Origin of the sequence: Lysinibacillus sp. BPa_S21, assembly GCF_023337795.1 — a bacterium.
Lineage (GTDB): Bacteria > Bacillota > Bacilli > Bacillales_A > Planococcaceae > Lysinibacillus.
This window is the reverse complement of the sequence record NZ_JALIRS010000017.1, coordinates 1-24,873: the sequence shown is the minus strand read 5'-3', so window position 1 is coordinate 24,873 and position 24,873 is coordinate 1. Positions and strand designations below refer to the sequence as shown.

The window sequence follows — 24,873 nt, the reverse complement described above, 5'->3', positions numbered from 1 at the left end:
CTGAAAATTTTTTAAAAAACTCAAGCAAACTATAGAAGGGAACAATGGCACATTGCTTTATTAGATGTTGGGCGGATATGTTGGGAAAGGGAACTGAGCGAAGTTGTTGATGTAATGATTGAAAAGGCCCTCTTTATGATTTATTAATGTAGGTAAGATTTCGTTACAGGCGCCCATCAAATTTTTAACGTCTTTCAACAGATATTTTTTGTAGGTCAGCTGCAGTTGTAAATTATGCCGAGGCATAATAGAAGAACTAGCAAAGCTGAAAAAAACATAACCCTCTGCAAATAATATAACTGGCAGAGGGTTATGTTTATTAGGTTAGTATCTAACGATTTGGAATGAATCAGATGTATTTGTTTGAATGAAATGACGATTTCCTTCTACTGTGTAATCAGCAGGCTCTCGATCGCCAAAGTCAAACGTACGAACGATGGAGGCATTTGGTGATAAATTATCGATAATGATTTCCATATTAGCTTCAAATTCAACTGGTTTGTTATTTAACGTTGCTTTGAATGTAATACGATTCAAATTTCGTGTAATTTGAATTTCCATAACACCAGTATCCTCATTAAGAAGAGTTGCTAGCGGTGGAATAATAACTGTCATATTAGATTTTGTTGTTAAAATGAAGCGTTCTGTACTAATTTCCGAGTCAGCCACGTTTATTTTTGCTGTATAGGTATTTTTGTTCCTAGTCATAGCGGTAATTTTACCAGGTACGGCTGCTATATCCGATAAAATTGGCGTTTTTGATCCATTCCCTGTAGTCGGTAGCTTATATTTCCCATTTACAAAGTCCACTAAAGTCCAGACATTAGGGACAAGCTGCTGTTGCACAGGCGTTAAAGCTTCGAAGGCTGTTTTCACTGCTTGTACATCTTGGGCAGTAGATGTTTTAGGCGATAAAGCTGCAATGGCGTTTTCCACTTCCTTAGCTGCTGCCTTATCCTTCACAACAAGCTGTTCAGCATCTAATAAAAGCTGCTCAACGCCAACCGGTAAAGAGACGTTTGTAAATTTGCGTAATGCAGTAAGCTCAGCTCTAGCATTGGCTACATCTTGATGGAAGGTAATGCGAGAAGAGTTTAACATTTGGATTTTGTTGACCACTTTATCGAAAGATGTATTTGGCGTGATATAGGATGTCAGTATTTTTTGTGATTCCGCACTTACAAAGGTCTTTTGTGCTGCATTTAACGTATTGTACCAATCTTTCGTCTCCATAACATTTTGATAGTAATTAATAGAGGTTGAATCTACTGAAGCTAATTTTTCTTCAATTTGTGCAGCGAGCTTGCGATACGAAATTCTCGTCATTTGATGGTCTGACAGCGTTGCATAATTCGTAACATACATTTTTTCTGTTTCAGTTAACGCATTGTAGGCTTTGATAGCTGCTTCTAAAGATGTTTGAAATGAAGCAGCTGTATGATTAATATTTGAAATAAGCTGAACAACATTCGCAACGTTAGAGTTGTAGTAATAATTATTATTGTATATGTAAGCAGCTTTTGTCTGTCCAGTAATATCAGCAGCCGAAGCTGACATTGTAGGTGCAGTATAGATGAGTGAAGGGACTGCAACTAAGGCGAGTAAGGCTAGTTTTCTTTTGTTTTTCATAATATGGGGAACCTCCTAGTGCTTTATTATTTACCTACCGAAAAGAGTCGTGGTTAGTTGGGAATATCCTAATATATGTTGATAAACCAATTTTATCATAGCTTAGGGTTTTTTTATCTATAATTTGGGTGAATAGGAAGATTGGTTATCTATTTTTTTAATACTTTGTGTCTTATGTACTTTTGAAAATTTGAACCAGAAGTAGGTTGCTTTTTAATAGAGAGGGATAGAACCATCGTATGAAGGGTAGAGTTTGTTATCATATTTTTAAGAAGGAGTGGGGGTGTTTAATTTGCAACAAAACTGGCAGAAGGTAGTTGTTGAAAACCTATCCTCGGCTGTTGATCCGGCATTTGTTATTGTTTTTGGTTCTTATGCGCAGGGTTTGATTCGTGAAGATAGTGATTTAGATATTGCGTATTTTGCAGATAAATCGCTCTCAGGTTATGAACGTTTTCTATTAGCCGGAGAAATTGCACAGGTCTGTAATATTGATGTTGATTTAGTCGATATGAAGACGGTTGATACAGTGTTTGCAGCACAAATTTTTTCAAATGGTAGGGTCATTGATTGCCAAGATGAAAACACCTTTGTGAAAGAACGAATGAAGGCCCTATCCATGTACGTGACGTTAAATGAACAACGTGCGGGCATTCTGAAGGCAATTGAAGAGAGGGGTAGTGTCTATGGTGAATAATGATATTATTCTAAATAAGGTTGCTACAATTGAACGCTGTGTGAAGCGTATCAACGAGGTGTATGGTGATAATCCAGAGAATTTGCAAGATTTTACGAAGCAGGATAGTATCATTTTAAATATCCAACGTGCCTGTGAAGCAAGTATTGATTTGGCGATGCATATTGTGAGTGATTTAAAGTTGGGTTTGCCTAAAACGAGTCGTGAAGCATTCAAGTATCTTGAGTAAAACGATATTATTGACCATGCATTGGCTAAAACTTTAATGAATATGGTAGGCTTCCGCAATATTGCTGTGCGCGATTATCAAGTTATATATACTCCAAGCAATTATTGAGAGTCTTTTAAGTGATTTTCTGACTTTATAGAGGCAATATTACTTGTATAAAAGAAATAACAGGCTACTGGAGAAAAATAAGTACGATTGCACCGGTAGATGTTTTGAGTTAGATGTAATTTTTATTTGAGATAAAAAAGGACTCTGCTCGGCGCAGAGTCCTTTTTTAGTTAATTTTTTAAACCTGGATATGATGCATTTCGATACCTGATTAAAGCGGTAGATAAATCGTTAGTCGCATTTGTAATTTGGTATTGATACGCATAAGGATCACTTTCTACCACTTTAGCTTGTTGAACAGCGTCTTCTAGGAGACGTCTTTCACTCAGTGTTGTCCATTTTTTGGTAGTTTCAACATCAGTTCCGTTTCCTGTATAAGAAACTTCTACGTATTCATAAATAGAGATAGAATTAATAAGAGATGATAGGCTAGATTTATCTACATTATTCCCATGCGGTCCATACCTATAAGCATTTTTGTAAGTCCAGATAGCATTGTTTAAATTATTTGTAGCATAGACAATATCATTTTGAGTAGAGCTGTAATTATTCACAACTGATTGAGCTGATGAAACAGCTGAAGCTAAAGCATTTCGCTCAGTTGGCGTTGTCCAAGGCATATCATAAGGGACGTTGAAACCATCCCAGGATTCAGCTACATATTGAACAGAATTAATAAGCGATTGAAGTGAAGCCCTATCGCCATAACCATATTTTGATCCATTTTTTTGTGCGGCTTGATAAACGGCTAATGCATTTCTGTATTGTGTAATAGCGTTATTTACCTGTTCCTGAGTGGCGTTAGAATTATTAGCCACCGTTCTAGCGCTGCTTACGGCAGATTCGAATGCTGTACGTTCAGCCTGCGTCGTCCATTTTTCCGTTGTTAAAACATCATTTCCGTATATAGATACGGCCACGTACGGTGGTGTAGCTACTAAATTACTTAGCTCAGTTTTATTCACCACAGGTAATGTTACAGAGGCTTTTTTATCATCTATCTGCACCTTGTTAATTAGATGGCCCGAATCTAATGCCACCTTAGCTCCATGCTTAACGATCACTTGCTCAATTTTACCTTCGCCATAAAGGCTAAAATCTTGCTCAACATCGATTGTCAGCTTATCAACATTAGCGATAACTTCAAATGCTGTAACTTTACCTACTACATCAACTTTAGAAATAGTTTTATCAGCAATCACATTTACTTTTGAACGCTCCATGTTAATGTTTGGAGATTTAATATCTTTTAGGGAAACATTTAACCACTTAATATTTCTCGCCATTAAAGGTTTAAACGTGATTGTATCCCCGATAGCAACGTTATCAATTGTAATTGCCTTCTTCACACGATTTGTTACAATCAGTTCATCTTTAATAGTTACATTTTGAACTTTTACATAATCCGCATTTACAGTTAGGCTTCCGTCAATTTGTGCGTCACCGCCATCAAAATACATCGCTTTATTGTTCGTACCAGATTTAGTAAGTGTTAGTGACGTAATACTTGTAATCTCACCGTTCTTTACGACTATAGTAGCTTCGGCATTTGCCAATACAGTGCTATTTGATGTCTTTAAGAGTGGCTTCAGCGACTGACTGATTTTAAATTGGCCGTTGGATGTACGTACTTTATCTTTAGTGATATTGTTAATGGTAACGGTTTGTCCCTTTGCTTTGGCTGCAGCTACCTGCCCATCAATTTGAATTGAGTGGTTTAAAGACGAATCATTAGAAGCAGCGTGAACAGATGCAACTGGCAGAACTAAGGTTGCCGTAATAGCTGTTGCCATAAAAGTCGATATCGCTTTATTTTTCAAGTAAATCACTCCAATCTTAGTATTTAGTAGATAATATATCATATGTTTCTATATATTGGTATACGAAGGGCATGTTTTACTAAGGTGATAAAAAATAAATGGATAAATAGTCCTCTTTTATATAATTTAGACCTTCTGGGTAATGTGATTGAAATTCTGAAAGCCCTTAAAAATCTACTTAATTCGATAAGTCCTTCAATGTGGTGCGGCCCTCTTTTCGCTATCGATATATTTGAAAATGGAGGGGTGTTGGAGTATTGCTTTAAACGATTAACACGAAGAGCTACCAAAGATTTCAGAGTCTATCAATAATATGAATAGAAATCCAAAAGAATGACAAGAATTTGTAGTTTGCATGAAAGTAAATTATTTTTTACGTAATATAGTAGATGTTGGTTCAGTCCATTGACCAGGTGTAAAAATAGCACTACGAAAGGGGGGCATCACTATGATGTATCTCGGTATGATTTTTTTCCAAATTGTAGCTCCGATATTAGTGCTTCTAGTACTGGGGGCAGTTTTACAAAAGAAATTTCGCTTTAATTTAAAGGCATTATCTCAACTTATTACATATTGCTTCATGCCAGCAGCTGTTTTTGTGAACCTATATGAAACGAGTATAGAGCTGTCTGTGCTTGGTGAGGTTGCGTTATTTATTCTACTTTTCATAGGAAGCCAAATGGTGCTTAGTCACTTTCTAGCAAAGGGACTCAGATTAGTAAAAACAGAGGCAGCTGTATTTAAAAATAGTGTTGTCCTCATTAATTCAGGCAATTATGGTATCCCGGTTGCGCAAATGATTTTTGTGACCCAGCCGATTGGAGTAGCGATTCAGGTCATTCTTGTCATATTTCAAAATATGACGACCTATACTTATGGCTTGTACAATTTAATTTCTTCAACAAAATCGGGCATGTCAATTATAAAAGACTTCCTCAAAATGCCTATTATTCATGCGCTTATTATTGGTGTGGCAATGAACTATTTTAATATCGCTATTCCGCAGTTTGTAAGAATTCCGATCGACCATGTGGCAGATGGCTTTATTGCTATAGCGTTAATAACTTTAGGGGCACAACTATCACAACTTGAAATCAAATCCATGTTCAATAAGATGGTATACATAAGCTGTTTTACACGACTAATCTTAGGGCCTACCGTAGCATTGCTTATCATTTTTGCGCTTGGTCTTGATGGTGTCGTGGCACAATCACTTTTTATAGCTAGTTCGTTCCCGACTTCGCGTAATAGCTCTAGTCTGGCATTAGAATATGACGTAGAATCAGCAACTGCTGCACAAACAGTTTTATTTTCAACCATCGTAAGCTGTATAACGGTGACGATCGTGATTTATGTAGCGGAACTGTTGTTTACCTAACAGCTATAAAAGTCGATAAAAACTGTAATTGTTCCGATAAATCTTCAAAGTGTTCATATAAAAATGAATTCATCACAATAACGTTTCTTGAGGGCCTATGTGCTTGCTTTCTAGAGTCTCATCTGACGCTGACTCTTGGTGAATGTACCAAAAATAATAAAATGAAGCTTCCATCTATTAGCAATATCTGCTACACTAACATCAAACTTAATAGCATTAACTAGGGGAGTCTGATGAGTCAGGCTGAGAGGGAAACGCTTAGAGGTTTCTTGACCCTTTGGACCTGATCTGGCTCATACCAGCGTGGGAAAGTTAACCATTATTGCACTCTATGTTATTTGCAATAACTTTACCTTTACATTCTTAGCCGGATCCAAAATTATTATTTGGATTCGGCTTTTGTTTTTGTTGGGGTTAGCTAGATTCGGTCCTTGTATAAATGTAAAAGGGAGCGAAGTAGTTTATGACAACAGTTAGCGACAAGAATATTACGATTATGTCTAGTTTTGATGGAAGTAAAAAAGTTTATGTAGAAGGATCACGACCAGATATTTTAGTGCCAATGCGTGAAATTGCATTAAGTCCGACGACAGGAGACTTTGGGGAAGAGGAAAATGCGCCAGTACGTGTTTATGATACGAGTGGTCCATACACTGATCCAGCGTATAAGGTGGATATTACGAAAGGATTGCCAGCTTTACGTAGTGCATGGATTAGAGAACGGGGTGACGTTGAAGAATACGAAGGTCGTACGATCAAGCCAGAAGACAATGGATTCCGTAATGCTGATGATCCACGAATGAAAGAAAACGTTTTTCCTGATTTATCTAGAAAGCCTTTGCGTGCGAAGAAAGGTAAAAATATAACGCAGCTTCACTATGCTCGAAAGGGGATTGTTACTCCAGAAATGGAATTTGTGGCGATTCGTGAAAATATGGACCCTGAATTCGTGCGCTCAGAGATTGCGGCAGGGCGTGCTATTTTGCCATCAAATATTAATCATCCTGAGGCCGAACCAATGATTATTGGACGTAATTTCCACGTAAAAATTAACGCCAATATCGGCAATTCGGCGGTGTCATCCTCTATTGCGGAAGAGGTAGAAAAAATGACGTGGGCTACACGCTGGGGTGCTGATAACATTATGGATTTATCAACTGGTAAGCATATTCATACGACACGTGAATGGATTATCCGTAATGCCGCGGTGCCAGTAGGGACGGTACCGATTTATCAAGCGCTAGAAAAAGTAAATGGTGTGGCAGAGGATTTAACGTGGGAGGTGTATCGTGATACGTTAATCGAACAGGCTGAGCAAGGCGTTGATTACTTCACGATTCATGCAGGGGTATTGCTGCGTTATGTGCCATTAACGGCTAGTCGTGTAACAGGCATAGTGTCTCGGGGAGGCTCGATTATGGCTCAGTGGTGTTTATATCACCATCAAGAGAGCTTCTTATATACTCATTTTGAAGAAATTTGTGAAATTATGAAAACCTATGATGTTGCCTTCTCTTTAGGTGACGGTTTACGTCCTGGTTCTATTGCGGATGCAAATGACGAGGCTCAGTTTGCAGAGCTAGAAACGTTAGGAGAATTAACGCAAATTGCCTGGGAGCATGATGTCCAAGTGATGGTGGAAGGGCCAGGGCATGTGCCGATGCATCTGATTAAAGAAAATATGGATAAGCAGTTAGAAGTGTGTAAGGAAGCCCCTTTCTATACTTTAGGGCCCCTGACAACAGATATTGCTCCTGGCTATGACCATATTACATCGGCCATCGGTGCTGCAATGATAGGCTGGTATGGTACGGCAATGCTATGTTATGTGACGCCAAAAGAGCATCTTGGTTTACCGAATCGCGAGGATGTTCGTGTAGGGGTTATTACGTATAAAATTGCTGCACACGCTGCAGATTTAGCGAAGGGGCATCCGGGAGCACAGCAGCGTGACGATGCACTATCTAAGGCACGCTTTGAATTCCGCTGGCGCGATCAATTCAACCTATCGCTGGATCCAGAACGTGCAGTCGAATATCATGATGAAACCTTGCCTGCGGAAGGGGCAAAAACGGCGCACTTCTGTTCAATGTGTGGACCTAAGTTTTGCAGTATGAGAATCTCACAGGATATTCGTAATTATGCAAAAGAAAAAGACTTAAATACGACTGAAGCGATTCACCAAGGGATGCAGGAAAAGGCCGAGGAATTTAAAAAAGCAGGCAGTCAAATTTATCAATAATTATTAGAATGGGCTTGTGTCTAAATTAGGCACAAGCTTCATTTTGGTTAATGCCAAAGGTGAGGAGATGAATGCGGATGTGGTTCCCTTTCTATGGTTGTGCAAACACCTAATTAATGAAGATAAAACCTTCGGCGGGTCACGGATTTTCAAAGGAATGAATTGCGCAGGCACAATTAAAATCCGGACGCATTGTTTATCTGCGTGGAAGTGATGCGTTGATATAAGTTGATTGGAGTGGAGGCTGGGCGACTCCTTGGGGATCAGCGATAGGGGAACTAAGGCTAAGAGCATCACATCCTGTGATAACGCCTTCGTGACCAACATCCTGCTGCTGCCGCTGCGTTAACACTACGCTTTCGCGCAAAAAACATCTGTTGCCCCGACGCCCCCAGGAAGCTTTGCTCTGTGCGAAAGCGTAGTGTAACGAAGTGACAGCAACAAATGTTTTCTGTAGCGAAAGCGAAGCGTCAGCAACAAATGTTTTATCTGCGCGAAAGCGAAGCGGCAGCGGCAAAGCGCCCAGTCGGAACGGAAATCAACCACACATTATAGTGATGAATCCTTATTTTGTAATTAAGATAAAAAAACTCCATGTGAAGATGCCTTCACATGGAGGAAAAGTTGGATTTGGATATCAATAATAAGTGGAGAATTAAACGTTTGTTGCTTGTTTTTCGTATGGATTTGAAAGGTCCATACCTTCTAATGAAAGACCCATAGCTTTTGCTACACCCTCACCATATGCTGGATCAGCTAAATAGCAGTGAAGGATGTGACGACGTTTGATGAACTCTTCAACTGATGCCATATCATTAGCAGTATTTTCGAATAGGCGTTGTTGCTCTTCGGCAGTCATTAGGCGGAATAGTTTACCTGGCTGCTCGAAGTAGTTGTTGTCATCTTCACGGAAGTCATGGATACCGGCATGACCGTCAATACGTAATTCAGGCTCTTTATAGTCTAAATTATGCTCCCATTCACCATAGCTATTTGGTTCGTAACCTAAAGTTGAACCAAGGTTGCCATCGAAACGCATAGCACCATCGCGGTGGAATGAACGGAATGGGCATTTTGGTGCGTTTACAGGAAGCATATAGTGGTTTACACCTAAACGGTAGCGTTGTGCATCTGCATACGCAAAGATACGACCCTGTAACATTTTGTCTGGAGAGAAGCTAATACCAGGGATAATGTTAGATGGGGCAAATGCAGCTTGTTCAACTTCAGCAAAGTAGTTGTCCGGATTTTTGTTTAACTCGAATTCACCCACAGGAATTAATGGGAAGTCTTTTTTATACCATACTTTTGTTAAATCAAATGGGTTATACGGTAATTCTCGAGCTTGTTCCTCTGTCATTACTTGAATGTACATTTTCCATTTAGGGAAATCGCCTTTTTCAATTGCCTCATAAAGATCGCGTTGTGAAGATTCGCGGTCATTACCGATTACTTCAGTAGCCTCAGCACCAGTTAAATTTTTAATGCCTTGCTCTGTACGGAAGTGGAATTTAACCCATACGCGCTCATTTTCGGCATTAATAAAGCTATAAGTATGAGAACCGAAACCATGCATGTTGCGGTATCCAGACGGAATACCACGGTCAGACATGACGATTGTTACCTGGTGAAGCGCTTCAGGTAATGAAGTCCAGAAATCCCAGTTTGAATTCGCGTTTTTCATATTTGTACGTGGGTCACGTTTTACAACGTGGTTTAAATCTGTAAAGTGTAAAGGATCACGGAAGAAGAATACAGGTGTGTTGTTACCAACTAAATCCCAGTTACCTTCTTCAGTATAGAATTTAAGTGCAAAGCCACGAATATCGCGCTCAGCATCTGCTGCACCACGTTCACCTGCAACTGTTGAGAAGCGTGCGAACATTTCAGTCTTTTTCCCAACTTCTGAGAAAATTTTTGCTTTTGTATATTTAGTAATATCATGCGTTACAGTGAAAGTACCGAATGCACCTGAACCTTTAGCATGCATACGACGTTCAGGAATAACTTCACGATTGAAGTTTGCTAATTTCTCAACTAGCCATACATCCTGGAGTAATAGAGGACCACGAGGACCTGCTGACATTGAATCGTGGTTGCTTACTACTGGAGCACCACCTGCTGTTGTAAATCGACGGCTACGATCATTTCCGTTTGTCATATTAGTTTACCTCCTAAAGAAAATTGTGAGTCAAACTCTTCATCAATAACTATAACAAATACAAACTAGAATTGCTAGTAAATTATAATAATTATCGTTAAAGAATTCTTATAGTAAGATATAAACTATAAATATATGCTAGATTTATAGAATTTATGAATAGTTTTTACCACAAATTTAGTTTTTCTAAACGTTTTCGAGAATTATTTGAATAAGTTATAAAGAAGAGAGAGAACAAGAATAAAAGAAATTAAAAAGAATTCTCTTGTTTATTTATTATTATTGAAAATAAAATATGTTAATTGAAAAAATATTGATGGCAATGAAGACTAGGAGACTACCGGTCCTCTGAAGCAAGCTAGTAGAGGACCGAAGGATGAAGCATAAAAACACTTTCTCCCAAAGCGCAAGTCGAACGTAAAGAATCCATTGAGCCCATTTACGCTTTACGATAACGATGAGGCGTAATTCCGATGTGCTGTTTAAAAATTTTAATGAAATAATTCGAATCATCAAAACCATTTAAATAGGCAATTTCACTAATAGCAAAATCCGTTTCCACAAGCATCTTTGTAGCATTATGAATGCGGACCTGCTGTAGGTAGCGCTTCAATGGCAAGCCTTGCTTCTTTGAAAAAATGGTACTTAAATAATTGGGGCTAATCCCTAATTTATGGGCGACGAAAGGTAAAGATAACCCACTATCCTGAAATTGTTGGTCGATAATTTCTATGGCCAGTTCTACATAGTCAGCCCGTTTTTCCATTCGTGCCTCACGAGCTAATTCAATCAGTCTTTGTGTAAATGATATGATGCTATTTAGAATGGTATAAAATATAGGATGTTCAATAATTAAATGGAAAAGCTGACGATAATTTTGCTCAATTGCGGCTTTTTCATGTAATTTATACTTCAGCATAAAGCGTCGAATTTGTGCCAAAACACTTGTTAGATGAATACGTAAGTCATCTTGCTTGTAATAAATTCCCTCGTTAGATAGTCGATATAAAAATGCTTTGACAGCCTCAATATTGCCGTCCTCTAAACTACTTATTAGTAATTGTTGTTCTTCGGGTGTTAGCAAAGGATCGAAGGGCTGTGTTTCCAATTGTTTGCTTGCATAAAAAATGTGTCCATAGCCTTCGTAAAAGCTTTGATGGAGTGCCCGCTTTGTTAAGGTATACATATTCTTCATGGTAGTCGGTTCCCCATCATAAATGCCGATATTTAAAGAGCTATTATTTGTTACTCGCCATTCCTTCATTAATGTACGAACATCCTTCTCTAAATCATTTGTTTGGAATAGACAAACAATTTTTTCTGATAAAGGATAAATCCTCATACTAGAATAAATAGGCGTTTGCTGAAGCCAGTTGTATAGTTTGGTAAACATTTCGGAATGCTCGGGCTCGATCATTGTGAAATGGATATTTGGCTCTAGCGTATTAGTTTTACTATCTAAAAAAAGTTGATAGTAAAAAGATTCATCTGTAGCTTCTTGATACACTATTTCTGCCTTGGGTGTTCGAAGGGAAATAGCGGTGAGTTTTTGCTTTAATACTTCTAAATCAATTGGTTTAACGAAGAGATGTGCGACCTGTAAGTCGATTGCTTTTAATGCATTTTTAAACAATGGCTCTGTTGTCATAGCTAAAATAGTTCCGGAATGTTTTTGTAAAACACGATAAAGTGCAGTTAAACGATTATTCGAGAATAGGTCAATATTGAGTAGTATCACCTCAGGCTCAAATTGCTGGATACTTTGAAGTGCTTCATTAATAGTTGTACTTATTTCAATCGTTACATCGCCAGGAAAATATGTATGTAAAAACCAACGGATTCCTGAAAGATCAGTGGAGTCTCTATCAATTAATAACAACTTCAAAACGGCAAACCTCCCTTAAAATTTTCTAGTTTCATAAAAAAATACTATTATATTATTAAAATAACAAAAATTCTGAAATAATTCATGTTTTCTCTTTTAAAATTCCCTATTTTCTGAAAAAAGGAGTTAGTACAATGGAGTTAGCGTTATTGTTATTTATTTTTTGTAGCGATAGCGAAATGGATTAACAGCATTTTTACATAGCTCTAAGAAAACAGGGGGATGTCATTATTATGAAGTCTATTATTGAACTCGATGGCAAGACATTAACAAGACAACAAATAGGGAAAATTGTAGACGGTAGTGCCACGGTAGCTCTTTCTCAAGATAGTGTGGAGCGTATACGTTTAAGTAGGGAACGAATTGAAAAGCGTTTAGCTGAGGGGCAAACGATTTATGGTGTGAATACAGGCTTTGGAAAGCTAAGTAATATAAAGATTGAAGAGGATGACATTGAACTTTTACAGTTAAATTTATTGCGCTCAGATGCAACGGGTGTCGGTGCACCGTTCCCAACAGATGTGGTGCGTGCCATGATGGTTTTACGTGCCAATGCTTTAGCTCGTGGTTTTTCAGGAATTCGTCTGGAAACAGTGCAGCTACTATTGGATTTTATTAATAAAGGGGTCCATCCGGTTGTACCATCTCAAGGTTCAGTTGGAGCAAGTGGAGATTTAGCGCCGTTATCACATTTGGCTTTAGTACTAGTAGGTGAAGGTAAGGCGGAGTTTAATGGAGAGGTTATGAGCGGCAGTGCGGCGTTGCAGCGAGCCGGACTAACACCTGTCCGACTACAGGCTAAGGAAGGGTTAGCGCTTGTAAATGGTACACAAGCAATGACGGGTATCGGAGTTTTAACAGTGAACGAGGCAGAGCGTATTGGGCTAGCGGCAGATATGGCAGCGAGTTTGACACTTGAATCACTGAAAGGGATTACTTCAGCATTTGATCCAGCGCTTTTAGCGGTAAGGCCACACCCAGAATTAGAGCTTGTTGGCGGACGAATCCGTAAGTGGCTTGATGGAAGTAAACGTGTGACAAAGCAAGGTGAAATCCGCATGCAGGATGCCTATTCACTACGTTGCATTCCACAAGTGCATGGTGCTTCATGGCAGTCGTTTTTCTATGCCGAGGACCGCGTGAAAACTGAAATGAATGCAACAACAGATAATCCAATTGTTTTAGAAAATGGAGAAGTATTATCTGGTGGGCATTTCCACGGTCAACCAATTGCATTAGCAATGGACTTTTTAAAGGTCGGTGTAAGTGAATGGGCTAATATTTCTGAGCGACGTACAGAACGCATGGTTAATCCACAGCTTAATGAAGGATTGCCGCCATTTTTAGCGACAAATCCTGGTATTGAATGTGGACTAATGATTGCTCAATATACAGCTGCCTCTATCGTATCTGAAAACAAAGTATTGGCACATCCTTCAAGTGTAGATTCTATACCGACATCAGGTAACCAAGAGGACCATGTGAGCATGGGAACAACATCTGCCCGCCAAGTACGCCAAATCGTACACAATGCGGCTCGTGTTATTGCAATAGAAATGATTTGTGCTTCGCAGGCGATCCATTTGGATAAAGCAGAAGAGCAGTTATCTCCAACAACGCGCAAGTTTTTAGAAAAAGTTCGTGAATTTTGTCCACCATTGTTAGCGGATCAACCAATTGGCGATGAAATTGAAGCGCTTTCGCAGTATTTGTTAACAAGTGATGATCTATTAAATGACTATGTGTAAACCATAAAGCGATAACTTCCTATAGGAAATCTGAAAAAATGTTCAACTAGTCTGGATTGACAGGGCGTACTAGTAGAAAAAGCTTTTACTATTAACGGTCAAGGGGGAATGGTATGGAGTTTCAGCAACAAGAGCTGAGGCAAGACTCGCAATTTCGAGTCTCCTCCGCTTTGAAGATGATTGCATGCAGTTTGGTCGGAATATTCAGTTTCTTCATATCGTTTGGATGGCAAGGGAAGAATACAATTTTAATTGATCACATTGTGAACTTTATTCGTACCGAAGCACCCCTACTTGTAACTGTTTATGTGCTCATAATGCTTGTAGGTGGAGCGATTCATCCATTCCTTACTAAGAAATGGAATAAGTCAATAGTCAATATTGTATTGTCAATTTTTAAAGTGGGCGGTATGGTTGCCGGGATTTTATTAATTTTTAATATAGCTCCTGGATGGCTCGCCAATGAAAGTATCGGTCCGTATTTAATGGAGAAGCTTATTAAGCCGGTAGGGGTACTAATCCCGATTGGATCTTTGTTTTTAGCACTTCTAGTAAGCTATGGGTTACTTGAATATATCGGTGTTTTAACACAGCCGTTTATGAAGCCTATTTTTAAAACACCTGGACGTTCAGCAGTGGATGCAGTGGCCTCATTTGTCGGCAGTTATTCGGTTGGCTTACTTTTAACGAACCGAGTTTATATGGAAGGTCGTTATACAGCGAAGGAAGCCGCAATAATTGCAACAGGGTTCTCGACAGTATCGGCAACGTTCATGGTCGTAATTGCAAGTACGCTAGATATTATGCAGCATTGGAATGCGTTTTTCTGGGTGTCGCTCGTTGTAACATTTGTGGTCACTGCGTTAACGGCGCGCATTTATCCGCTTCGTTCAATGAGGGATGAATACTACAAGGGTACGACGCCGATGCCAGAAAAGATTGTCAAGAAGGATCGCTTTAAAGAAGCGTGGCATCAAGCGATGGATGCGGTTGATCAAAATCCACCTTTATCTAAAATTTTATGGATGAATTTAAAGGATGGCTTCATCATGGCGATGGGGGTTATTCCGTCGATTCTGTCAATTGGTCTGCTAGGGCTTGTACTTGCAACATATACACCAATTTTTGATTGGCTTGCGTATATTTTTGTACCATTCACATATTTGTTGCAAGTTCCAGAGCCATATTTAGCAGCAAAAGCACTGTCATTATCGTTAGCAGAAGTATTTTTACCAGCACTTGTTGTCACACAAGCAACACTTGTGACGAAATTTATTGTGGCGGTTGTATCAATATCGGCAATATTGTTCTTTTCAGCCGTTATTCCACTTATTTTATCATCTGAAATTCCATTGTCGTTGCGCCAAATTTTACTCATTTGGTTTGAGCGTGTCGTATTAACTTTAGTCATCGTAACACCGATAGCATTTTTACTATTTTAAAGGAGCGTGTTTTTAATGGTAGTTAAAACAAATATTCGTGCACCACGTGGGAATGAATTATCATGTAAAGGTTGGACACAAGAAGCTGCAATGCGTATGTTAATGAACAATCTAGATCCTGAAGTAGCAGAAAATCCAGATGAGCTAATCGTCTATGGTGGAATCGGTAAAGCTGCGCGTAATTGGGAAAGTTATGAACAAATTATTGCGTCCTTAAAAGAATTAGAGAATGATGAAACACTTCTTATTCAATCAGGAAAACCAGTGGCAGTATTCCGTACGCATGAACATGCACCGCGGGTATTAATTGCGAATTCTAATTTGGTGCCTGCGTGGGCAAATTGGGAGCATTTTTATGAATTAGAGGACCGTGATTTAATGATGTACGGTCAAATGACGGCTGGTAGCTGGATTTATATTGGAGCACAAGGGATTTTGCAAGGAACATACTTATCATTCGTAGAGGCAGGCAAAAAAGTATTTGGCACAGCAGATTTACGAGGCAAATTCATCCTTACAGGTGGTATGGGTGGTATGAGTGGTGCACAGCCTTTAGCTGGGAAAATGGCTGGTGCTGTCATTTTAGTAGTGGAAGTAGATCGTGCTCGAATCGAACGTAAAATAAAAGAGGGGTACTGTGACTATCTAGTGGAGACAGTAGATGAAGCTATTGAATTAGTCAATAAACTTCGTGACCAAAAAGAACCTGCGTCTATCGGTCTTGTTGGTAACTGTGCAGACGTTAACCGTGAGCTATTGAATCGTGGAATTATCCCTGATTTTGTAACGGACCAAACATCTGCGCATGATCCGATAAATGGCTATGTTCCAAATGGTATGACGTTTGAGGAAGCGCTTGAATTGCGTAAAAGTGATGTGAAAACGTATGAGCGAAGAGCTAAAGAGACGATGGCTGAGCATGTTCGTACAATGCTTGAATTCCAACAAGCAGGTGCAGAAGTATTTGATTATGGTAATAATATTCGTGCTTATGCCAAGGAGATGGGGGTAACAAATGCCTTTGATTTCCCTGGTTTTGTTCCAGCATATATTCGTCCATTATTCTGTGAGGGGAAAGGACCATTCCGTTGGGCTGCACTTTCAGGTAACCCTGAGGACATTTATAAAACAGATGCACTTGCCAAAGAAATGTTTGCGGAAGATGAAGGTCTTGTGAATTGGATTGATATGGCACAACAAATGGTTAAATGGCAAGGGTTACCGGCTCGAATTTGCTGGTTAGGTTATGGAGATCGTCATCGTTTTGCGTTGAAGGTTAATGAAATGGTGGCGAATGGTGAGTTATCGGGGCCAATTGTCTTTGGTCGAGATCATCTAGACTCAGGCTCCGTTGCATCACCAAATCGAGAAACAGAGGGTATGCTTGATGGCTCAGATGCAGTATCTGATTGGCCAATTCTAAATGCACTTGTTAATACAGCCAGTGGTGCAAGCTGGGTAAGTGTGCATCACGGTGGTGGTGTAGGAATGGGTTATTCGCAACATGCTGGCCAAGTGTTAGTAGCGGATGGTTCTGAGCTAGCAGCTGAGAAAATTGCGCGAGTGTTAATTTCGGATCCAGGAATGGGTGTTGTGCGTCACGCAGACGCAGGCTATGACATTGCTATAAATACAGCAAAGAACAAAGGTGTACGTATACCAATGCTAAAGGATGATGCTAAGTGACCATTTTAATCAAAAACGCCAATGAAGTGATAACGTTAAAAAGTGCCGTACAAGGTCCTCGTACAAAGGAACAAATGCGTGATATTGCAATAGAGGAAAATGGCAGTGTGTTAATGGAGGGAAATAGCATTGTTGCAGTAGGGTCACTTGCACAGCTAGAAGCGGATTTCCCGGATCTTGTAAAGATGGCTGAGGTTATTGACGCTTCAGGTAAGATTGTTATGCCGGGGCTCGTTGATTGTCATACACATTTAGTGCATGGCGGTACACGTGAGCAGGAGTTTAATATGCGACTCAATGGCGCCACATACATGGAAATTATGAATGCTGGTGGCGGAATCCATGCTACAACAAAACGGACAAGAGAAACTAAATTTGACGATCTATATAGAAAAACGATGAATCATTTAGATGTGTTTTTAAAGCATGGTGTCACAACGGTTGAGGCAAAATCAGGCTATGGTTTGGATTGGGAAACTGAAAAGAAACAGCTTGAAGTAGCAAAGGAATTGCAAGCAACACATGACATCGATGTTGTGAGTACCTTTATGGGGGCGCATGCGGTGCCACGTGATTATAAGGGACGTGAGGATGAATTTGTCGATGTCGTCATTCATGACATGCTACCGAAAGTAGCTGAGCTAAACCTTGCGGAATTCAATGATGTATTTTGTGAAAAAGGTGTATTTACGCCAGAGCAATCAAAACGTATTTTAGAGGCCGGGAAAGCGTTGGGGTTAACACCGAAAATACATGCAGATGAGATTGAACCTTATAAGGGAGCAGAACTTGCTGCGGAAGTAGGGGCAATTTCGGCAGAGCATTTATTGGTTGCTTCTGATGAGGGTATACAAAAAATGGCTGAAGCGGGCACGATTGCGGTGTTGCTACCTGGTACAGCATTCTTCTTACGTGCGCCATTCGCAAGGGGACGTCTAATGATTGATGAAGGGGTACCTGTAGCTATATCAACTGACTTTAACCCTGGTTCATCGCCAACGATGAGTCTGCCCTTTATCATGAATTTAGCTTGTATGCACATGGGTATGACACTAGAGGAAGTGTTAACGGCGACAACTATTAACGCGGCGTATGCACTTAACCGTGGACATCAAATTGGCTCTCTAGAAGTGGGCAAACAAGCTGACGTCATTATATTGGATGTTGCTAATTATAAGCAGTTGCAATATTTCTATGGCATGAATCATACGAATACTGTCATTAAAAATGGGCGAGTTGTCGTACAAGATGGTATTCTTTTGAAAAATCAACTAGTGAATTAAATCATAGAAAAGGCATAAATAAGGCAGAGATGCTTTGTTTATGCTTTTTTTCATGCCCCGCTATCTTTATTCTCATTTTGTATAAAAAGAGTTGAAATTGTTAATTGGAAAAGTTATCATATCATTAAATAGTAATTGTGGAATTACGAATTACTGAAGGTTATTTGCGGAAGATTGTATAAAGTATTTAAGTTTATACGTGCGGAAGGAGCGAAGCGAATACTCGTGCGGCCATAAGAAGTCATTACACTTCATAAGGACCTTTATCATCATTTCTGTAAAAACATTGAATCAAAGGAGTTTTATTAAAATGACAAAATACCGTTCACAAGAAGAAGTTCTTGCGAATTATGATTCCTCAAAATATTTAACACCTGATGGGTATACATCAGACATTGCAATTTTTACAATAACATCTGAAAAGATAGAGGAAAAAGCACCACCGATGATGACGCTGAAAATCATGTTGATTAAACGAGCTGATCAAGATCATGAAGGTAATCCGAATATTGAAGGTGGAAAATGGGCGCTTCCTGGTGGATTTGTAGATGCGACAAAAAGGGAAACTGCCATTATGGCTGCTAAAAGAGAATTGAAAGAGGAGACGAATGTAGATGGTCTACACGTTAAACACTTTGGTGTCTACGATGATGTAGAGCGTGATCCCCGAGGTTGGATGATTTCAAATGCTTTTTATGCCATTGTTCCGGAAACGTATATTGATCAGCGTCAGGCCAATGATGATGCGGTGGAAGTAGAGCTATACAATATAAGTGAGGTTTTCACACTTGAATTGGCCTTTGATCATAGGAAAATTATTTCAGACGCCTTAAAATTTATTAAGAAAGATATGGTACAAACAACTGTTGCCAAAAACTTTTTACCGGAAGAATTTACTTTATCTGAACTACAGAGAGTTTTATTGACAGTGGGGGATGATCCGCGCATTTCAAATGACTCTGTGTTCTTTACAAAAGCGCCCAAGTTGCCTTTTATTGAAAAAGTTTTAGATGAAGAAGGGAAACCGAAGAAAACGAAAAGAAATTCATTTAGACCATCGCAATTATATACGTTTAATGACTGTGAAATCGTAGAGTCAATTTATCATTAGGAAAGCATCTGTCTTTCCTAATAAATTTTCAATATAGTAATTTGTAATTTGTGAATTATTAATTAAGAAGAAAGTGGAGTGATGAAATCATGTCGAAACGTGCATTGATTAATATTGATTATACAGTGGATTTTGTAGCATCAGATGGAGCTCTAACTTGCGGAAAACCGGGGCAATTATTGGAACAGGTAAATACACAATTAACAAAGGATTTTATCTCAAATGGAGATTTTGTAGTTTTTGCGATTGATGTTCACGAAAAAGAAGGTAGCTATCATCCGGAAACTAAGCTTTTTCCTCCTCATAATATTCGAGGTACAAAGGGAAGAGAGTTGTATGGCTCCTTAAAAGAACTATATGAAGAAAATAGAGATGCAAATCATGTCTATTACTTAGATAAAACAAGATATTCTGCGTTTGCAGGAACGGATTTAGAAATTAAATTGCGTGAAAGAGACATTACAGAACTGCATTTAATAGGTGTATGTACAGATATTTGTGTACTGCATACAGCGGTAGATGCCTATAATAATGGATTTAACATTGTTATTCATAAAAATGCAGTAGCGTCTTTTAATCAAGCTGGGCATGAGTGGGCGTTAGGCCATTTCGAGCATTCTCTCGGTGCTATTATTATTTAAACGGAGGAGAAGGAAATGAAATATGCAGACGATAGCTTAATGTTGCACACGGACTTATATCAAATAAATATGGTGGAAACTTACTGGAACGATGGTACTCAAAATCGAACAGCAGTTTTTGAACTGTACTTTCGACAACTTCCGTTCGGGAATGGCTATGCGATATTTGCAGGCTTAAAAAAGATTATGGAGTTTATCAAAAGCTTCGGTTTTTCTAGTAGTGATATTCAATATTTACGCGAGGAAGGAAAATATTCAGAAGCGTTTCTTAAATACCTTCAAAGTCTAAAATTTACAGGCACTATTTCTGCAATGAAGGAAGGTGAATTGGTATTTGCCAATGAACCTATTTTACGAATTGAAGCGCCATTGGCAGAAGCTCAATTAATTGAAACGCCTCTATTGAATATTGTAAATTACCAAACTCTTATCGCGACGAAAGCTTCGCGCATTAAACAGGTGATCGGAAAGGCTGTAGCGATGGAATTTGGGACACGTCGGGCGCATGAATTTGATGCAGAGATTTGGGGAACTCGTGCAGCTTATATTGGTGGATTTTCTGCAACTAGCAATGTAAGAGCTGGAAAATTATTTGGTATCCCTGTATCAGGGACTCATGCACATGCCATGATACAGGCATATCGTGATGAATACACGGCATTTACAAAGTATGCAAGTACACATAAAGATTGTGTTTTCTTAGTAGATACGTATGATACATTACGTTCGGGTGTCCCTAATGCAATTCGGGTCGCAAAGGAGTTCGAAAATAACATTAATTTTATAGGAATTCGTTTGGACAGTGGAGACTTGGCGTATCTTTCAAAAGAAGCAAGGAAAATGCTAGATGAAGCTGGCTTCACTGAAGCGGAGATTATAGCGTCTAATGATTTAGATGAATACACAATTATAAATTTGAAGTCACAAGGGGCTAAAATTAATACGTGGGGAATCGGAACTAAGTTGATCACAGCTTACGATCAAGCAGCCCTTGGAGGGGTATATAAATTAGTATCTATCGAAGATGAAAACGGGAAAATGGTTGATACCATCAAAATCTCTGGGAATCCTGAAAAAGTAACTACTCCAGGCCGTAAACGAATCTATAGAATTATTAATAAAGAAAATGGTCATGCGGAAGGGGATTATATTGCATTAGACTACGAAAACCCGCAAGAGGAAAATCGCTTGAGAATGTTTCATCCTGTGCATACTTATAACAGTAAATTTGTGACGAATTTTACGGCAAAAGAATTACATCATGATATGGTAGTAAATGGATCTATTCTTTACAAAGAACCGACACTTCAAGAAATTCAAGCATATGTAGAAGAAAATTTACATCTACTATGGAGTGAGTACAAAAGAACAATGAATCCAGAAGAGTATCCCGTAGATTTAAGTCAAGCGTGCTGGGATAACAAAATGATGAGAATTAAAGAAATTAAAGAAAAAGTAGCGAAGATGGTGAATGGGAGTAGTGGAACGGAGGGATAGATAATGGCGAAAATAGGGATTTACGGATCGTCTTTTGATCCAATTACAAATGTCCATCTTTGGACCGCAAGCACAGTTGCGCATCGTTGCAAATTAGATAAAGTGATTTTTTTACCATGTTCAAATAAACGAAAGGATAAGGAGATTAAAACAGACAATACGCATCGCTGGAATATGTTACAGCTAGCTATTGCAAAGGATGAACGTTTTATTGCAGATTCATATGAAATGGAGCAAGAAGGCTGGAATATTTACACATATGATACGATGAAATATTTTAGAAAACAACACCCGAATGATGAAATTCATTTTATTATGGGAGCCGATTTATTAGTTGATATTGGCGCGGGATTGTGGAAAAAAGGAGAAGCGTTAGTAGCTGAGAATCATTTTATTGTCATGGCAAGGCATGGGGTCGATATGTTATCAACAATTAGCCGTTCTCCAATTTTGAGAAATCATGATGATGGAAGATTTCATTTGATCGACAAAGGCTTAGCGATGGAAATTAGCTCAACTTATATTCGAGAAGAATTCGCAATGGGCGGTGAACCCAAATATCTATTGCCTGATGCTTGTTATGACTATATTAAGGAGCATAACCTTTATCGTAAATAAGTTAGGTATGGCAATGCATTAGGTGGACCTCGTTATGTAGCAATTGTAAGGAACTGTTATGCTTTCCTTACGTATCCCGTTGTAATTCAAGGATTGTTAAATAAAGGATAAAGGGGCTGCTGATTTTTCGCGGACAGTAGCTCCTGTGGGATTAGCTTACACGAAATGGGGAAGTGATCAACCTAGGATGAGTCTTTTATTTCGAAAAGATGGTGAACTTTCTCATTTATAGTAAAGGGTAAGATATAATAAATCTAAGTGATATAGAAACAGGCATTGTGCTTTACAAAACGATTTGTGTATAACCTTTTGTAAAGACAATTTAATGTTAGAAAGGAATTCTTAGATGTGCAGCTTACATTAACATTTCTTATTTTAGGGGCGACAATTTTTGCATTTGTAACAAATAAATTGCGAGCAGATTTAGTTGCCATTGTGTCACTTCTTGCCTTTGTTATGACTGATATTTTAACGCCAACAGAGGCGCTTGCTGGCTTCTCGAACTCTGTAGTTTTAATGATTGCGGGGTTATTTGTTGTGGGCGCAGGTATTTTACGCACAGGACTTGCAGGGATGGCGGGGCGACTATTGTTGAAATGGTCAGGTGATAGTGAGTTAAAGTTATTTGTGTTATTGCTCATTATTGTAGGGACTGTAGGTGCCTTCATGAGTAATACAGGTACTGTAGCATTAATGATGCCTATCGTAGTTAGTATTGCTATTAGTATGAAGGAGAGTCCTTCGAAATTCTTGCTACCACTTTCTTATGTTGCGAGTCTTTCTGGGCTTATGACATTAATTGCTTCACCAACAAATTTAATTGTCAGTCAGTTATTAGTAGATCGTGGCTATCATAAACTAGGTTTTTTTGAAGTGACACCCATCGGTATTGTAGGAATGATTGTTGGTATTGTCTATTTAGTACTCGTGCGTAATATTCTTTTGCCAAATGAAAAAAATCGTACACAATCAAAAGCTGACTATCAACTATCGCCAAAGAAAATTATTAAGCAATATGATTTAAACAATCGTTTGTTTAAAGTATTTGTACCTGAGGGTTCGCCGATTATTGATGCAACATTAGCAGAATTAAAGCTGCCGGCTAAATATACGCTTTGTATGATGAAAATTCACCGTCGATCTCAAGAAGGTATTAATTTTTTACCGGTGACATATCAGGAGATGGCAGGTCCGACTAGTGTGATACATGCCAAAGATGAATTGTATGTTCAAGGTGAGGAAGATAACATTCGTCGCTTTGCTTCGGATTATAGCCTGGAGATGCAGGAACTAGCAGAGGGAGAGGCTGATGAATTGGTATCAAAGCATCTTGGTATTGCAGAGGTATTATTAACGCCAAATTCCAGTTTTATTAATAAGACTGTTAGCGCCCTGGGCTTCCGAGAAAAATATAATCTTAATATAATTGGCATTAATCGTAGAGGTGGCTATAAACTTCAAGATATGGTGAAGCATAAATTGAAGTTTGGAGATGCCATTTTAGTGCAAGGTGCATGGGATGAGATTCTATTACTTGCAAGGGAAACGCAGGATGTCGTTGTTGTTGGCCAGCCGAAAGAGCATGCGAGTGTAGCGGCGGCAACAGGTAAAGCCGGTATTGCCGGAGTCATTATGCTTTTGATGATTGTGTTAATGGCTTTTGAAATTTTCCCTGCTGTTATTTCTGTTATGATTGGTGCCGTATTGATGATATTAACCGGTTGTCTACGTAATATGGAGGATGCATACAGCAATATGAATTTTGAAAGTATTGTGCTTGTTGCTGCGATGCTTCCGATGGCGACTGCATTGGAGAAAACGGGTGGTATGGTTATTTTATCTGACGGTATAATTAACGCACTTGGAGATTATGGACCCTATGGAGTGCTAGTTGGCATATATATTTTAACAGCTATTTTTGGACAATTTATTAGTAATACGGCAACTGCTGTTTTGTTTGCACCAATCGCTATGAATGCAGCGATTGCAATGGAAGCAAGTCCGACGACATTTATGATTGCTGTTGCTGTAGCGGCAAGTATGGCGTTTGTCACACCAATTGCTTCCCCGACTAATGCGCTTGTGATGACAGCTGGTGGTTATAAATTTATGGATTTTGTGAAAATCGGAATCCCGTTACAGATTATTATGTTCATTGTTATGATGCTAGCTATTCCATTTTTCTTTCCGTTTTAAAAAACTCGGTCTATATACCGAGTTTTTTTGTGAAATCTATTAATTTTTTATGTAAGGTTATGATAAAATTTTATTTTAGATAGTAAAAAAGGTTAAATTAGCTTAAGATGAGAGTTTATTTATAATTATTTTATAAGCATATATAAATAGGAAGCTTTTCAATGGAATGAAAAAGTATTAAATTTTATTAGAAAAAGTGTTGACCTTTTTATATTATGAGTGTAATATAATACAAGTCGCTAAGATAACTAATGACGAAACAATAAAAATTAAAAATAGTTGTTGACATCAAGTTGGTAGTGTGATATTATATAAGAGTTGCTGTTGAGAAAACAGTAACGAAATGAACCTTGAAAACTGAACAAGCAAAACGTAATCAATAAAGTTTTTAGTAGCTAACCTTGAGTTGGTGAACAAAACAAAATTTTGGACATCAAACATGATGCCAGCAAAACAATTTGAGCTAATCAAATTTCTTTTTATGGAGAGTTTGATCCTGGCT

The 24,873-nt window shown here is 38.6% G+C and carries 16 protein-coding genes, 1 pseudogene and 1 riboswitch; of the genes and pseudogenes, 13 read left to right on the top strand and 4 right to left on the bottom strand.

Annotation, left to right across the window (positions count from 1 at the left end; all coding sequences use genetic code 11):
* Window positions 1-324: 324 nt before the first annotated feature.
* The gene (locus MOK21_RS21490; RefSeq protein WP_249075999.1) at window positions 325-1,629 is read right to left on the bottom strand and encodes a hypothetical protein; all 1,305 of its coding nucleotides are present in this window, start codon (window positions 1,627-1,629) and stop codon (window positions 325-327) included.
* Window positions 1,630-1,912: 283 nt separating this feature from the next.
* Between MOK21_RS21490 and mntA the strand changes: the two genes are divergently transcribed.
* The gene (gene mntA, locus MOK21_RS21485; RefSeq protein ID WP_374110272.1) at window positions 1,913-2,326 is read left to right on the top strand and encodes a type VII toxin-antitoxin system MntA family adenylyltransferase antitoxin; all 414 of its coding nucleotides are present in this window, start codon (window positions 1,913-1,915) and stop codon (window positions 2,324-2,326) included.
* Window positions 2,319-2,694 (top strand): annotated as a pseudogene (gene hepT / locus MOK21_RS21480) (type VII toxin-antitoxin system HepT family RNase toxin). The gene mntA and the pseudogene hepT overlap by 8 nt, the downstream one beginning before the upstream one ends.
* Before the next feature lie 139 nt (window positions 2,695-2,833).
* Here the strand turns inward: hepT and MOK21_RS21475 are convergent.
* Window positions 2,834-4,492, bottom strand: a complete 1,659-nt coding sequence (locus MOK21_RS21475) for an S-layer protein (RefSeq protein ID WP_249075997.1) — start codon at window positions 4,490-4,492, stop codon at window positions 2,834-2,836.
* 439 nt (window positions 4,493-4,931) lie between these two features.
* Between MOK21_RS21475 and MOK21_RS21470 the strand changes: the two genes are divergently transcribed.
* Both MOK21_RS21470 and thiC read left to right on the top strand, forming a co-directional pair.
* Window positions 4,932-5,861, top strand: a complete 930-nt coding sequence (locus MOK21_RS21470; protein WP_249075996.1) for an AEC family transporter — start codon at window positions 4,932-4,934, stop codon at window positions 5,859-5,861.
* 212 nt (window positions 5,862-6,073) lie between these two features.
* Window positions 6,074-6,188, top strand: a riboswitch (TPP riboswitch).
* 136 nt (window positions 6,189-6,324) lie between these two features.
* Entirely contained in the window at window positions 6,325-8,103 is a 1,779-nt protein-coding gene (gene thiC, locus MOK21_RS21465) for a phosphomethylpyrimidine synthase ThiC (RefSeq protein ID WP_249075995.1), read from the top strand.
* A 655-nt stretch (window positions 8,104-8,758) separates the two neighbouring features.
* Here thiC and MOK21_RS21460 read toward each other — a convergent pair.
* Both MOK21_RS21460 and MOK21_RS21455 read right to left on the bottom strand, forming a co-directional pair.
* Window positions 8,759-10,264, bottom strand: a complete 1,506-nt coding sequence (locus MOK21_RS21460; RefSeq protein ID WP_249075994.1) for a catalase — start codon at window positions 10,262-10,264, stop codon at window positions 8,759-8,761.
* A 439-nt stretch (window positions 10,265-10,703) separates the two neighbouring features.
* Window positions 10,704-12,149: a response regulator transcription factor gene (locus MOK21_RS21455; RefSeq protein WP_249075993.1), complete on the bottom strand. Its 1,446-nt coding sequence runs from the start codon at window positions 12,147-12,149 to the stop codon at window positions 10,704-10,706.
* A 233-nt stretch (window positions 12,150-12,382) separates the two neighbouring features.
* Here MOK21_RS21455 and hutH point away from each other — a divergent pair, with 233 nt between their 5' ends.
* The 9 genes from hutH to MOK21_RS21410 all read left to right on the top strand — a co-directional run bounded on the left by hutH (window position 12,383) and on the right by MOK21_RS21410 (window position 24,371).
* Entirely contained in the window at window positions 12,383-13,897 is a 1,515-nt protein-coding gene (gene hutH, locus MOK21_RS21450; protein WP_249075992.1) for a histidine ammonia-lyase, read from the top strand.
* Between the two features lie 113 nt (window positions 13,898-14,010).
* A complete protein-coding gene (locus tag MOK21_RS21445) occupies window positions 14,011-15,339 on the top strand; it encodes a YjiH family protein (protein WP_374110271.1) in 1,329 nt (442 codons plus the stop codon).
* A gap of 15 nt (window positions 15,340-15,354) precedes the next feature.
* A complete protein-coding gene (hutU, locus tag MOK21_RS21440) occupies window positions 15,355-17,025 on the top strand; it encodes a urocanate hydratase (RefSeq protein ID WP_249075991.1) in 1,671 nt (556 codons plus the stop codon).
* Entirely contained in the window at window positions 17,022-18,308 is a 1,287-nt protein-coding gene (gene hutI / locus MOK21_RS21435; protein ID WP_249075990.1) for an imidazolonepropionase, read from the top strand. Before hutU ends, hutI begins: the two co-directional genes overlap by 4 nt.
* A gap of 310 nt (window positions 18,309-18,618) precedes the next feature.
* On the top strand, window positions 18,619-19,419 hold the full coding sequence (locus MOK21_RS21430) for an NUDIX domain-containing protein (protein WP_249075989.1): 801 nt from the start codon (window positions 18,619-18,621) through the stop codon (window positions 19,417-19,419).
* A gap of 89 nt (window positions 19,420-19,508) precedes the next feature.
* Entirely contained in the window at window positions 19,509-20,060 is a 552-nt protein-coding gene (locus tag MOK21_RS21425) for a cysteine hydrolase family protein (protein WP_249075988.1), read from the top strand.
* Window positions 20,061-20,075: 15 nt separating this feature from the next.
* Complete coding sequence (locus MOK21_RS21420) at window positions 20,076-21,557, top strand: nicotinate phosphoribosyltransferase (RefSeq protein ID WP_249075987.1); 1,482 nt, start codon at window positions 20,076-20,078, stop codon at window positions 21,555-21,557.
* Between the two features lie 3 nt (window positions 21,558-21,560).
* Entirely contained in the window at window positions 21,561-22,175 is a 615-nt protein-coding gene (nadD, locus tag MOK21_RS21415; RefSeq protein ID WP_249075986.1) for a nicotinate-nucleotide adenylyltransferase, read from the top strand.
* 348 nt (window positions 22,176-22,523) lie between these two features.
* Window positions 22,524-24,371: an SLC13 family permease gene (locus MOK21_RS21410; protein ID WP_249075985.1), complete on the top strand. Its 1,848-nt coding sequence runs from the start codon at window positions 22,524-22,526 to the stop codon at window positions 24,369-24,371.
* Window positions 24,372-24,873 lie beyond the last annotated feature (502 nt).